The organism is Paraburkholderia yinzeri (assembly GCF_046581065.1).
Classification (GTDB): domain Bacteria; phylum Pseudomonadota; class Gammaproteobacteria; order Burkholderiales; family Burkholderiaceae; genus Paraburkholderia.
This window is the reverse complement of the sequence record NZ_JBFOCJ010000001.1, coordinates 3,153,801-3,166,355: the sequence shown is the minus strand read 5'-3', so window position 1 is coordinate 3,166,355 and position 12,555 is coordinate 3,153,801. Positions and strand designations below refer to the sequence as shown.

Annotated in this window: 12 protein-coding genes and 1 tRNA gene; all 13 read left to right on the top strand. The window is 62.8% G+C overall.

Going from position 1 to position 12,555, the window contains the following annotated elements; genetic code table 11:
* The first annotated feature begins 249 nt into the window (after nucleotides 1–249).
* The 13 genes from thrS to WJ542_RS15020 all read left to right on the top strand — a co-directional run bounded on the left by thrS (nucleotide 250) and on the right by WJ542_RS15020 (nucleotide 12,520).
* Nucleotides 250–2,157, top strand: a complete 1,908-nt coding sequence (gene thrS, locus WJ542_RS15080; protein WP_411190006.1) for a threonine--tRNA ligase — start codon at nucleotides 250–252, stop codon at nucleotides 2,155–2,157.
* Between the two features lie 50 nt (nucleotides 2,158–2,207).
* Nucleotides 2,208–2,729 carry a translation initiation factor IF-3 gene (infC, locus tag WJ542_RS15075; protein ID WP_411190577.1) on the top strand — a complete coding sequence of 174 codons (522 nt, stop codon included), beginning with the start codon at nucleotides 2,208–2,210 and terminating at the stop codon, nucleotides 2,727–2,729.
* Between the two features lie 296 nt (nucleotides 2,730–3,025).
* Nucleotides 3,026–3,223: a 50S ribosomal protein L35 gene (gene rpmI, locus WJ542_RS15070; protein ID WP_027793434.1), complete on the top strand. Its 198-nt coding sequence runs from the start codon at nucleotides 3,026–3,028 to the stop codon at nucleotides 3,221–3,223.
* Between the two features lie 28 nt (nucleotides 3,224–3,251).
* Entirely contained in the window at nucleotides 3,252–3,611 is a 360-nt protein-coding gene (gene rplT / locus WJ542_RS15065) for a 50S ribosomal protein L20 (RefSeq protein WP_028229343.1), read from the top strand.
* A 214-nt stretch (nucleotides 3,612–3,825) separates the two neighbouring features.
* Nucleotides 3,826–4,839, top strand: a complete 1,014-nt coding sequence (gene pheS, locus WJ542_RS15060; protein ID WP_411190005.1) for a phenylalanine--tRNA ligase subunit alpha — start codon at nucleotides 3,826–3,828, stop codon at nucleotides 4,837–4,839.
* Nucleotides 4,840–4,943: 104 nt separating this feature from the next.
* Entirely contained in the window at nucleotides 4,944–7,373 is a 2,430-nt protein-coding gene (pheT, locus tag WJ542_RS15055) for a phenylalanine--tRNA ligase subunit beta (protein WP_411190004.1), read from the top strand.
* Between the two features lie 116 nt (nucleotides 7,374–7,489).
* Nucleotides 7,490–7,900: an integration host factor subunit alpha gene (locus tag WJ542_RS15050; protein ID WP_027793438.1), complete on the top strand. Its 411-nt coding sequence runs from the start codon at nucleotides 7,490–7,492 to the stop codon at nucleotides 7,898–7,900.
* A 95-nt stretch (nucleotides 7,901–7,995) separates the two neighbouring features.
* A complete protein-coding gene (locus WJ542_RS15045) occupies nucleotides 7,996–8,397 on the top strand; it encodes a MerR family transcriptional regulator (protein WP_411190003.1) in 402 nt (133 codons plus the stop codon).
* A gap of 71 nt (nucleotides 8,398–8,468) precedes the next feature.
* A tRNA-Pro gene (locus WJ542_RS15040) sits at nucleotides 8,469–8,545 on the top strand.
* A gap of 388 nt (nucleotides 8,546–8,933) precedes the next feature.
* Nucleotides 8,934–9,833 (top strand): DMT family transporter, encoded by a 900-nt coding sequence (locus WJ542_RS15035; protein WP_411190002.1) that lies wholly within the window; start codon nucleotides 8,934–8,936, stop codon nucleotides 9,831–9,833.
* A 711-nt stretch (nucleotides 9,834–10,544) separates the two neighbouring features.
* Nucleotides 10,545–11,111, top strand: coding sequence for an acyloxyacyl hydrolase (locus WJ542_RS15030; protein WP_411190001.1), 567 nt, complete (start codon nucleotides 10,545–10,547; stop codon nucleotides 11,109–11,111).
* A gap of 65 nt (nucleotides 11,112–11,176) precedes the next feature.
* Nucleotides 11,177–11,497, top strand: coding sequence for a DUF190 domain-containing protein (locus tag WJ542_RS15025; protein ID WP_411190000.1), 321 nt, complete (start codon nucleotides 11,177–11,179; stop codon nucleotides 11,495–11,497).
* A gap of 168 nt (nucleotides 11,498–11,665) precedes the next feature.
* Nucleotides 11,666–12,520 (top strand): 3-hydroxybutyryl-CoA dehydrogenase, encoded by an 855-nt coding sequence (locus WJ542_RS15020; protein WP_411189999.1) that lies wholly within the window; start codon nucleotides 11,666–11,668, stop codon nucleotides 12,518–12,520.
* Nucleotides 12,521–12,555 lie beyond the last annotated feature (35 nt).

Genomic DNA, 12,555 nt, shown 5'->3' with positions numbered 1-12,555 from the left:
AAGCGCCGGTTCCTGCTTGTTTCACAAGGAAGCGCCAAAGGGCGAATACGGTTATGACACCGCGAACGTTTACCGAAACGACTTCGGAACGACGCTAGTCGAGGACCTCTTTCGCCCCCTGCAGTCTGGTTTGAAAAAGTGAATGCGGCCCCTCGAAAGCGGGGCCGCATTTTTTTTCGCCGCGAGCTTTTGCGCGGATCGGTTTGACAAACGAAACGACGTGCCGCTGCGGCACCTCTGGAGAAAAACATGGTTGCGATACGTCTGCCCGATGGTTCGGTTCGACAGTACGATCATCCCGTCACGGTCGCCGAAGTGGCGGCCTCGATCGGCCCCGGTCTCGCCAAGGCGGCGCTCGGCGGCAAGCTCGACGGCGAACTGGTCGACACGTCGGCGCTGATCGATCGCGACGCATCGCTCGCCATCGTCACGGACAAGGATGCCGACGGCCTCGACATCATCCGCCACTCCACGGCGCACCTTTTGGCCTACGCGGTGAAGGAGCTGTTCCCGGAGGCGCAGGTCACGATCGGCCCGGTCATCGACAACGGCTTCTACTACGACTTCGCCTACAGCCGCCCCTTCACGCCCGAAGATCTCGAAAAGATCGAAAAGCGCATGCAGGAACTTGCGAAGAAGGACGAGCCGGTGTCGCGCCGCGTCGTTTCGCGTGGCGATGCGGTGGATTATTTCAAGAGCATCGGCGAAAAGTACAAGGCCGAGATCATCGAGTCGATTCCGGGCGACCAGGAGATCAAGCTCTATTCGCACGGCGGCTTCACGGACTTGTGCCGCGGCCCGCACGTGCCGTCCACGGGCAAGCTGAAGGTCTTCAAGCTCATGAAGGTCGCGGGCGCCTACTGGCGCGGCGACGCGAAGAACGAGCAGCTGCAGCGCATCTACGGCACGGCCTGGACGAAGAAGGAAGACCAGGATCAGTACCTGCATATGCTCGAAGAAGCCGAGAAGCGCGACCACCGCAAGCTCGGCAAGCAGCTCGACCTGTTCCACATGCAGGACGAGTCGCCGGGCATGGTGTTCTGGCACCCGAAGGGCTGGACGCTCTGGCAGCAGGTCGAGCAGTACATGCGCGGCCGCCTGCGCGAGGCCGGCTACGACGAGATCAAGACGCCGATGATCATGGACCGCTCGCTGTGGGAAGCGTCGGGCCACTGGCAGAACTATCGTGAAAACATGTTCACGACGGAATCGGAAAAGCGCGACTACGCGATCAAGCCGATGAACTGCCCGGGCCACGTCCAGGTCTTCAATCACGGCCTGCGTTCGTATCGCGACCTGCCGCTGCGCTACGCCGAATTCGGCTCGTGCCACCGCAACGAGGCGTCGGGCGCGCTGCATGGCCTGATGCGCGTGCGCGGTTTCGTGCAGGACGATGCGCATATCTTCTGCACGGAAGACCAGATCATCAGCGAGTCGATTGCGTTCAACACGCTCGCGATGAGCATCTACAAGGATTTCGGGTTCGATCACATCGACATCAAGCTCTCGCTGCGCCCCGATTCGCGCGCGGGGACGGATGAGACGTGGGATCACGCCGAACAGGGCCTGCGCAACGCGCTGACGGCCTGCGGCCTCGCGTGGGAAGAACTGCCGGGCGAGGGCGCGTTCTACGGCCCGAAGGTCGAGTACCACATCAAGGACGCGCTCGGCCGCTCGTGGCAGTGCGGCACGCTGCAGCTCGACATGGTGCTGCCGGAGCGCCTTGACGCCGAGTACGTGGCGGAGGACAACAGCCGCCGCCGTCCGATCATGCTGCACCGGGCGATCCTCGGTTCGATGGAGCGTTTCCTCGGCATTCTGATCGAGCACCATGCCGGTGCGATGCCGCCGTGGCTCGCGCCCGTGCAGGCCGTTGTGATGAATATCGCGGAAAGTCAGGCCGAATATGCCGCTAATCTGGCCCAATCGTTGCAAAAACAAGGGGTTAGAGTGCAGGCGGATTTGCGCAACGAGAAAATTAGCTATAAAATACGCGAGCACACGCTCGAAAAGGTTCCGTACCTGCTTGTCGTCGGCGACAAAGAGCGTGAAGCACAAACGGTAGCCGTGCGTGCCCGTGGCGGTGTCGATCTGGGCGTGATGCCCGTCGACGCGTTCCTGGAGCGTCTGCGCGAAGACGTGCAGACGTTCCGGTAAACCACCGGAGCAGCGCGGCTCGTTTTTTTAATTTTTAGAGGAAACGTAACATCGCTACTGATAAGCCGCATCGCATCAACGGTGAAATTACTGCACCCGAGGTGCGTCTCGTCGGAATCGACAATGAGCCGCTCGGCATCGTAAAGCTGGCCGATGCGTTCCGCCTGTCGGAACAACAGGACGTCGATCTGGTTGAAATTGCCCCGCAGGCAGCGCCCCCGGTGTGCCGTTTGATGGACTACGGCAAGTTCAAGTACCAGGAGGCGAAGAAGCAGCACGAGGCCAAGCTCAAGCAGAAGGTCATCCAGGTCAAGGAAGTCAAGTTCCGCCCGGGTACCGACGACGGCGACTACAACGTCAAGCTGCGCAATCTCGTCCGCTTCCTCGAAGACGGCGACAAGACGAAGATCACGTTGCGTTTCCGGGGGCGCGAAATGGCCCACCAGGAAATCGGCATGCGCATGCTCGAGCGTCTGCGTACCGACCTCGATGAGGTAGGCCAGGTCGAGCAGATGCCGAAAATGGAAGGGCGCCAGATGATCATGGTGCTCGCTCCGAAGAAAAAGAAGTAAGCGTATGCTGTGCGCCTCAGGCGGCACGGCAGAGGCAGGCAGGTGAAGTTTGAAGTGCGCCGCGGCGACATTTGCAGCCGCGGCGGGAAGCAGGTTCCGGAACGGCACCCGCGCGCCGCACGAGCGTGCGGCAAACGGGCGTTTTTCCTGAAAGCGGCGGCCAGTATCAGGCTTTTTAAAAGCGGCCAGCTGCGAAAACAAGTGGAGTGGGTTTCGAAGGGCGGTCGAAGGGCAAGGTGTCTTGAACATCGAGCCAGCCGCACACCCATGTCCATCAAATAATGGAGTTATTCGTCATGCCCAAGATGAAGACCAAGAAGAGCGCTGCAAAGCGCTTCGTGGTGCGTCCGGGTGGTACCGTCAAGCGCGGTCAAGCCTTCAAGCGTCACATCCTGACCAAGAAGACCACCAAGAACAAGCGTCATCTGCGTGGTGCCACGGCCGTTCACGATTCCGATCTGAAGTCCGTGCGCGCAATGCTGCCGTTCGCGTAACTCAACCGATAACTCACAGGAGCTAAACATGCCTCGAGTCAAACGTGGGGTTACCGCACGGGCCCGTCACAAGAAGATCATCAAGCTGGCCAAGGGTTACCGCGGCCGTCGCAATAACGTCTATCGCATCGCCAAGCAGGCGGTCATGCGCGCGGGCCAGTACGCCTACCGCGATCGCCGCAACAAGAAGCGTGTGTTCCGCGCACTGTGGATCACGCGTATCAACGCGGCGGTGCGTCAGCACGACATGACCTACAGCGTGTTCATCAACGGCCTGAAGAAGGCGTCGATCGAACTCGACCGCAAGGTCCTGGCCGACATGGCGGTATTCGACAAGCCTGCATTTGCTGCGATCGTCCAGCAAGTGAAGGCCGCCGTCGCCGCCTGATCGTTACCCCGTCAAACGGGTATTGCGCAGGTTCGTTGCAGCAGACATTCCGGTTGTTTCGGTGATGCTGCAACAAAAACGGGGCTCCTCACCGAGCCCCGTTTTTGTTGGTGAATCGCGACCTGCGTGGTTCATGCGCATGCTTCATGCCGCGCTTTGTCTTTCGCGAGGCGCGGCTCAAGACTCAAACACTGACGCTGAAAAGATGGGATCAATGGATCTGGACCAGATTGTCGCCGACGCGCAAAGTGCCTTCGCTGCCGCCCTTGACGTCAACACGCTCGAGAACGAGAAGGCGCGCTTTCTCGGCAAGTCGGGCGCGCTGACCGAACTGCTGAAGGGACTCGGCAAGCTCGATCCCGAAACGCGCAAGACCGAAGGCGCGCGCATCAACGCCGTGAAGCAGCAGGTTGAGGCCGCCCTGACGGCGCGCCGCCAGGCGCTTGCCGACGCGCTGCTGAACCAGCGCCTCGCCGCCGAAGCGATCGACGTCACGCTGCCGGGTCGCGGCACGGGCACGGGTAGCCTGCATCCGGTGATGCAGACGTGGGAGCGTGTCGAGCAGATTTTCGGCTCGATCGGCTTCGACGTGGCCGACGGCCCCGAGATCGAGACCGACTGGTACAACTTCACGTCGCTCAACAGCCCCGAGAACCATCCGGCGCGCTCGATGCAGGACACGTTCTACGTGGACGGCAAGGACGCCGATGGCCGTCAGCTTTTGTTGCGCACTCACACGAGCCCGATGCAGGTGCGCTACGCGCGCACGCACACGCCGCCCATCAAGGTGATCGTGCCGGGCCGTACGTACCGCGTGGACAGCGACGCCACCCACTCGCCGATGTTCAACCAGGTCGAAGGCCTGTGGATCGAAGAGAACATCAGCTTCGCAGACCTGAAGGGCGTCTACTCCGATTTCCTGAAGAAGTTCTTCGAACGCGACGATATCAAGGTGCGCTTCCGCCCGTCGTACTTCCCGTTCACGGAGCCGTCCGCCGAAATCGACATGATGTTCGAAGAAGGCAAGAATGCGGGCAAGTGGCTCGAGATCTCGGGCTCGGGCCAGGTGCATCCAACGGTGATCCGCAACATGGGCCTCGACCCGGAGCGCTATATCGGCTTCGCATTCGGCAGCGGCCTGGAGCGTTTGACGATGCTGCGCTACGGCGTGCAGGACCTGCGCCTCTTCTTCGAAGGCGATCTGCGCTTCTTGCGCCAGTTCGCGTAAAGAAGCCACGCATCCGCGGTTCGTGTTGCGGACGCAGCACTGAAGTACCAGTGCGCGGTAGCCCGCAACACGTCGGTCTCAATCTGTCTGGAACGTAAAACGAAATGCTATTTCCCGAATCCTGGCTGAGAAGCTTTGTCGATCCGAAGCTCACGACCGAAGAGCTGGCCCACGCGCTCACGATGTCGGGCCTCGAAGTCGAAGGTCTGCGTCCCGCCGCGCCGCCCACTTCGAAGATCGTGGTCGGCCGTGTGCTCGAAGTGGTCAAGCACCCGGACGCGGACAAGCTGAACGTGTGTCAGGTCGATGCCGGCACGGGCGCGACGCTGAACATTGTCTGCGGCGCACCCAATGTCGCGCCCGGCATCAAGGTGCCGGTGGCGCTCGTCGGCGCGGAACTGCCGCCGGCCGAAGAGGGCGGCAAGCCGTTCGCGATCAAGCTCTCGAAGCTGCGCGGCGTGGAAAGCCAGGGCATGCTGTGCTCGGCACGCGAGCTCAAGCTTTCCGAGGACCACAGCGGCCTTCTGATCCTGCCGGAAGACACGCCCATTGGCCAGGACATCCGCGAGACGCTGAACCTCGACGACACCGTCTTCGAAGTCAAGCTCACGCCGAACAAGGCCGATTGCCTTTCGGTGTATGGCGTCGCGCGCGAGACCGCGGCGATCACCGGCGCGCCATTGAAGGCGCCCGTGTTCCCGATGGTCGAAGTGAAGCTCGACGAAAAGCTGCCTGTGAAGATCTCGGCGCCGGATCTGTGCGGCCGCTTCTCGGGCCGAGTGATCCGTGGCGTGAACGCGCACGCGAAGACGCCGCAATGGATGGTCGAGCGCCTGGAACGTTCGGGCCAGCGCAGCATCTCGGCGCTCGTCGATATTTCGAACTACGTGATGCTTGAACTGGGCCGCCCCTCGCACGTGTTCGATCTCGACAAGATTCACGGCTCGATGGACGTGCGCTGGGGGCGCAAGGGCGAAACGCTCAAGCTGCTCAACGGCAATACCGTCGAAGTCGACGAAACGGTAGGCGTGATCGCCGACGATCGCGAGATCGAAAGCCTCGCGGGCATCATGGGCGGTGACAGCACGGCTGTCTCGCTCGACACGAAAAATATTTATCTGGAAGCCGCGTTCTGGTGGCCCGATAGTATTCGCGGCCGCTCGCGCCGCTACAATTTCTCGACCGACGCGGGTCACCGCTTCGAGCGCGGTGTGGACTGGTCCACGACCGTCGAGCACATCGAGCGCATCACGCAACTGATCCTCGATATCTGCGGCGGCGAAGCCGGCCCGGTCGACGACCAGACTGTCAATGTGCCCACGCGCGAGCCCGTGAAGATGCGCGTGGCGCGTGCGGCTCGCATTATCGGCGTGCAGATCGGCGCGGACGAGATTGCCGGGATCTTCACGCGCCTTGGTCTGGCCTTCGAACGTGACGCCGATACCTTCAGCGTGACGCCGCCGCCGTACCGCTTCGACATCGAGATCGAGGAAGACCTGATCGAGGAAGTCGCGCGTATCTACGGTTTCGAGAGAATCCCGGCGAACCCGCCCGTTGCACGCAGCGAGATGCGCGCGACGAACGAGACGCGCCGCTCGATCCACGCGATCCGTCACGCGCTCGCCGCGCGCGACTATGCCGAGACGATCAACTTCAGTTTCGTCGATGCCGAGTGGGAGCAGGACTTCGCGGGCAACGACCAGCCGGTGCGTCTGTTGAACCCGATCGCGAGCCAGCTTTCGGTGATGCGCACGACGCTCTTTGGCAGCCTCATCAACGTGCTGCGCCATAACCTCAACCGCCGCGCAGACCGCGTGCGCGTGTTCGAGGCCGGCCGCGTGTTCCTGAACGATCCGTCGATCAAGGCCGGCGAGATGGCCGTGGAAGGCTTCGCGCAGCCGAAGATGATCGGTGCGCTCGCGTATGGTCCCGCGCTCGACGAGCAGTGGGGCACAGCGACGCGCGGCGTGGACTTCTTCGACGTGAAGGGCGATCTCGAAGCGCTGTTTGCCCCGAGCGCGGTGCGCTTCGTGAAGGCGGAGCACCCGGCGCTGCACCCGGGCCGCAGCGCACGCGTGGAAGCGGACGGCCAGGCCGTGGGCTGGATCGGCGAACTGCATCCGCGCTGGATGCAGAAGTACGACTTGCCGCACGCACCGATCCTGTTCGAGGTCGAGGCGGAGGCGTTGATGGCGCGCGAGTTGCCGACGCCTTCGGATGTCTCGAAGTTCCCGCCGGTGCGACGCGATATCGCGCTGGTCGTCGATCAGAAGATCGAGGTGCAAGCCCTGCTGGACGAGTTCCACCAGGGCATGCAGGACGAGCCGTGCCGGATTGTCCAGAGGGTTGCGCTGTTCGATGAATTTCGTGCAAAATCAAATACTTCCGGACTTGGCGCGGACGAGAAAAGCCTTGCCTTCCGGGTGACCCTGCAAGATACTGGCGGGACCCTTCAGGACGAGACGGTCGATGCGGCCATCAAGTCCCTGGTGGATCGCCTGGCTCGAGTGTATGGCGCCCGGCTGCGCGGCTGAGGCCTCGGTAGAAACTCAAGGCCTCAGACTTAAAGCCTCAGAGGCTCACGCGTTCCGTTGACAGGCTTCCGGCATGTGACTTCGTTGCAACCGGAAGCGCGCCATTTCAAAGATAGATGAACGAAATGAACTCGAGTGATTTCGAAGCCCTCCTTGCGGCACAGCGTAGCGCCATGATTCGCGAAATTCCTGCCTCGTCGTCGAACACCACGACGGACACGCCCACGCTGACCAAGGCCGAGCTGGCGGAACTGCTGTTCGACAACGTCGGGCTCAACAAGCGCGAAGCGAAGGACATGGTCGAAGCATTCTTCGAAGTGATCCGCGACGCGCTGGAAAGCGGCGACAGCGTCAAGCTGTCGGGCTTCGGCAATTTCCAGTTGCGCGACAAGCCGCAACGCCCTGGCCGCAATCCGAAGACGGGCGAGGCGATTCCGATCGCCGCGCGCCGCGTGGTGACGTTTCATGCGAGCCAGAAATTGAAGGCGCTGGTGGAAAGCGGCGCTGAAGCGAGCTTTACCCGTTAGAGCCGCAGCGGTGCTCCCGCCGCGGGACAGTGAGGCGGGGAGCATGACGAAGCGGCCACGCGATATTGCGCAACCACCACGACGGCAACCCGGCGATGACATCGACAAGCGAAAAGGTCGTCCTGCCTCCGATCCCCGCCAAGCGCTACTTCACGATAGGCGAAGTGAGCGAACTCTGCGGCGTGAAGCCCCATGTACTGCGTTACTGGGAGCAGGAGTTCACGCAGTTGAAGCCGGTGAAGCGGCGCGGCAATCGCCGCTATTACCAGCATCACGAGGTTCTGCTGATCCGGCGCATACGCGAGCTGCTGTACGAGCAGGGTTTCACGATCAATGGCGCGCGCAACCGTCTGGATGCGCACGGCGGCATGGTCGAGGAGCCGGGGCAGCCGGAGGTGGTGCAGGCGCCGGCAGGCGGGCAGGGGACGATGGCGATGGTGGACGTCGATCAGCTGCGCAAGGAGTTGCTGCACGTGCTCGACTTGCTGGGGCAATGAAGTGCCCGGCGCGAATTTTCGTGGCGGCGGTTCTAATTGGCCAAAGGCTCTGTTATACTGTTTAGCTCTTTCGGGGCGTAGCGCAGCCTGGTAGCGTACCTGCATGGGGTGCAGGTGGTCGGAGGTTCAAATCCTCTCGCCCCGACCAGAAGAATCAAAGGGTTACAGATTTCGGTCTGTAACCCTTTTTCTTTGCGCCGGCAGAAATTCCTTCGGCTTGCTTCATTCCCGCAAGTGGCCCGGTTGGTTGCATTCGCAACGCATAGACCTGGCAGTGCGAACAGGTTGCGGCACCCGTGGGCCGTCGCCGATCGTCGGACTGATGGAATCCGCGCACCGTTGGCGCGAAGGCTCTCGGAAGGAGGGCGCCGCTTCGCAACACCGCTCGAATGAGCGAGCAAGAATCGGCTGTCAATTTTTCTCACATATCGGTGAGAATCCTTCGTTATGAACCCTGCGCTGCGCACCGTACGATATGCGATGCGCCTCGCGCGCGCCCGCCCGCGTCCGGCAAGCTTTTTTCGAGCCCCCACGTCATGAATCCCGCCAATCTCGCGCAACTGCTCTTTCTCGCCGCTGTCTGGGGCGGTTCGTTCCTGTTCATCCGTCTTGGCGTGACCGGCTTCGGTGTGGCGCCGCTCATGGCACTGCGCGTCGGCATTGGGGCGCTGTTCCTGCTGCTCGTGCTGTTTTCGCGCCGCAGCGCGCGCGAGGCGATCAGCACCCTGCGCGAGCGCGCCTGGCCGCTGCTGGTGGTCGGCATCCTTAACTCGGCGGCGCCGTTCTGTCTTTTCGCGTGGGCCGAACTGACGCTTTCGGCCGGTGTAACGTCGGTCATCAATGCGACCACGCCGCTGTGGGGCGCGGTCGTGGCCTGGCTGTGGCTCAAGGACCGTCTGAGCGGACTGCGTGTCGCGGGCCTCGTGATCGGTTTCGCGGGCGTGCTCGCGCTTGTCGGCGACCAGATTTTCACGCATGCGGGCGACGGCGCGTCTTCGACGGCCACGGCGCTCGCGGCGCTCGCCGCGTTGGCTGCCGCGCTGCTCTATGGCATCGCCGCGAGCTACACGAAGCGCCATCTGACCGGCGCGACGATCGTGCTTCTGCCGTTCGCCGTGGCCACCTGGCCCACGGGGGCTCTTTCGCTCACCGCGTGGAGTTCGGTGCTGGCGCTCGGTGTTGTCTGCACGGGTGTCGCCTATCTGCTGTACTTCAAGCTCATCGCGGCCATCGGCCCTGCGCGCACGATCACCGTCACGTTCGTGATCCCGGTGTTCGGCATCCTGTGGGGTGCGCTCTTTCTCGGCGAGCGCGTATCGCCGGGCATGGTCGAAGCGTGTCTTGCCATCCTCGCCGGCACGGCGCTCGCGACAGGCTTCGTCAAGCGCCTGCCCGGCTTCGGCGCACGCCGGGGCGAGGCCGGCGCGAAGCAATAGGCGCGTGGCCCCAACCGTCGTTCGGTCGCCTCGAGCCGCCGCGCTCCGGCGACACGCTATTCCCTTGCACTTAAATACGTGAATACACGGCATTTTTTCATCCACCGGCCGTGATATTGGACGCCATGTGCAGTGCGATACAGACATTCACGGTTTAATGTGAAGTAGTCGGTAAATCGGAATGCAATGACTGTACTCGCAAGAAAAAACTACCTCGAAATGCCGAATTAATGCGCCATTGGCGCGTTTCATAATGCGCGTGTGAAAGCCATTGGTCAGGCGGAGCGCACTCAATTTCGTATGACTTCTGGCTCTCCACAAGGCCTTCGAACGACTAGCCGTGGCCACGTCCGGGCAGCCGCGGAGATTCGCGTTTAAACTGCGTTAATGTCGTTGGGTCAGCGGTGTAATCTTCGGTTATCCGCCGCGGCTTTCGCAATGAGGCGGGCGGCGTATATCGAGCCTGCACCAATTGCGTAACGCTGAATTGCGGTATTGAAGATTTATCGGGAACAGAAGAACCGGTAGTTTTAGCCCCGCGCCAGGCAGGGGGACGCATTGTCCATGTGTGTGGCGCGAATGAGCAAGCTTGAACCGCGCAGGGCAGGCCACGTATGCGGCGAGGCCTGAACGTACGTCGCACCAGTCACCCATGCGCGGGGCGAACGAGGCGACGGTGCAGTGCGGTCGACATTCGTCTCGGGGACTTATATGACTGAAAAGCAATCGGTCTGGCAAAGGCGTGCCGTGTGCGGCGCGCTGACCGCGCTGCTGGCGTTCGGGGCCGCCGGCGCGCAGGCTGACCAGTTCGGCGTTCAAATGGCGGCTGGCGTGGCCGACCACGACGTGAAGAAGCTCGATCTCGGCCTTGTCTGGGATCCGGGCCTGCAGTGGTGGCATATTGGCGGATTCCATTTCACGGTGGTCGGCGAGGCCCATGCGGCATATTGGGACCTGCATGCGCAGGATGCCGTGCGTCCGAACATCTGGGAATTCGGTGTAACGCCGGTATTCCGCATCATCAAGGACACGGGCTGGTTCCGGCCGTTCTTCGAGGCCGGCGTGGGCGTGCGGCTGCTTTCCCATACGCGCCTGACGCCCGATAGAACGTTGTCGACGTCGTTCCAGTTCGCCGACATGGTGGGCATCGGCGCGCAGTTCGGCGAGCATCAGAACTACCAGGCCGGGTTCCGCTTTCAGCACATTTCGAACGCGGACATCAAGGAACCGAATCCCGGCGAGGATTTCAGCGAGATTTATATCCAGTACAACTTCTAGACCCGGCCGCTCGCGGCGGCCTGCAGCACCTCAACCCTCGCGCTATGGCGCGAAGAGGAGACGTCATGGCAGTTGGCAGTCAGCTCACGCTCTACGCGAGCCGTAGTCTGAAGCACGGTCACCAGTCCGCGGTCGACTGGATTCTCGACGCGGCCAGGGCCGCGGGCGTGCAGGGCGCGACGGTGATGGAGGGCTCCGAGGGCGTCGACGCGCGCGGGCGTCTGCATGCGGCGCGCTTCTTCGAGCTGGCGGACGAGCCGGCCATGGTCGTGCTCATCGCCGAGGACGCGGTTATCGACGGACTGCTCGCCACGCTCGGCAAGGGCGGCGTGCCGCTCTTCTACACGCGCACGCCGCTCGAATTCGGGCACATCGGCGGCGCGTGAACGCCCGCCGGCCGTAGCCCGCGGCACCCACCCGACGCGCGAGTTCCGGTCGCGTCCCGCAACCCGCTAAACTGTCGGCTATTGACGCGGTGCAGCACGCACCGCCTCGCCGGCATTCATTCCGATACGCGATCGGCCGGCGTCGCAGACCCAGGAGCGAGGACGAGGATGGCAATCGAAACAGTAGGGATCGTGGGCGCGGGCACGATGGGCAACGGCATCGCGCAGGCCGTGGCAGTGGCGGGCCTGAAGGCCGTGATGATCGACGTGACCGATGCGGCGCTCGCCAGGGGCATGGCGACGCTCGCGCACAGCATGGAGCGGCTCGTCTCGAAGGGCAAGCTCGATGCAGCCGTGCGCGATGCCGCGCTCGCGCGCGTCGAAACCTCCACCGACTATCAGCGCCTCGCCGCCGCGGACCTCGTGATCGAGGCCGCCACCGAGAACGCCGAACTCAAGACGCGCATTCTCAAGCAGATCGAGGCGGCCGCGCGCCCGGACGCGATCATCGCGTCGAACACCTCGTCGATCTCCATCACGGCGCTCGCCACGACGCTGGCCGACCCGTCGCGCTTCATCGGCATGCACTTCTTCAACCCCGTGCCGATGATGCCGCTCGTCGAGGTGATCCGCGGTCTGCAAACGCGTGCGCAGGTGGCCGAGGACGTGCGGCAGCTCGCGCTGCGCCTCGAAAAGACGCCCATTGCCGTGAAGAATGCCCCAGGCTTCGTCGTGAACCGTATCCTCGTGCCGATGATCAACGAAGCGTTCTTCGTGCTCGCGGACGGCATTGCGAGCGCCGAGGAGATCGACGCGGGCATGAAGCTCGGCGCGAATCATCCGATCGGGCCGCTCGCGCTGGCGGACCTGATCGGCCTCGACGTCTGCCTTTCGGTGATGGACGTGTTCCTGAAGGACTTCGGCGATTCGAAGTATCGCGCCTGCCCGTTGCTGCGCGAGCTGGTGGCCGCGGGCCATCTGGGCCGCAAGACCGGCCGCGGCGTGTATCAGTACGACAAATGACGGCGATAGCGCGGGGCTCCCGCGCTATCGCCGCC

Excerpts from the sequence above, each read along its gene's own strand:
- thrS (WP_411190006.1), top strand. The coding sequence starts at position 250 with ATGGTTGCGATACGTCTGCCCGATGGTTCGGTTCGACAGTACGATCAT.
- rpmI (WP_027793434.1), top strand. The coding sequence starts at position 3,026 with ATGCCCAAGATGAAGACCAAGAAGAGCGCTGCAAAGCGCTTCGTGGTG.
- rplT (WP_028229343.1), top strand. The coding sequence starts at position 3,252 with ATGCCTCGAGTCAAACGTGGGGTTACCGCACGGGCCCGTCACAAGAAG.
- pheS (WP_411190005.1), top strand. The coding sequence starts at position 3,826 with ATGGATCTGGACCAGATTGTCGCCGACGCGCAAAGTGCCTTCGCTGCC.
- pheT (WP_411190004.1), top strand. The coding sequence starts at position 4,944 with ATGCTATTTCCCGAATCCTGGCTGAGAAGCTTTGTCGATCCGAAGCTC.
- WJ542_RS15050 (WP_027793438.1), top strand. The coding sequence starts at position 7,490 with ATGAACGAAATGAACTCGAGTGATTTCGAAGCCCTCCTTGCGGCACAG.
- WJ542_RS15045 (WP_411190003.1), top strand. The coding sequence starts at position 7,996 with ATGACATCGACAAGCGAAAAGGTCGTCCTGCCTCCGATCCCCGCCAAG.
- WJ542_RS15035 (WP_411190002.1), top strand. The coding sequence starts at position 8,934 with ATGAATCCCGCCAATCTCGCGCAACTGCTCTTTCTCGCCGCTGTCTGG.
- WJ542_RS15030 (WP_411190001.1), top strand. The coding sequence starts at position 10,545 with ATGACTGAAAAGCAATCGGTCTGGCAAAGGCGTGCCGTGTGCGGCGCG.
- WJ542_RS15025 (WP_411190000.1), top strand. The coding sequence starts at position 11,177 with ATGGCAGTTGGCAGTCAGCTCACGCTCTACGCGAGCCGTAGTCTGAAG.
- WJ542_RS15020 (WP_411189999.1), top strand. The coding sequence starts at position 11,666 with ATGGCAATCGAAACAGTAGGGATCGTGGGCGCGGGCACGATGGGCAAC.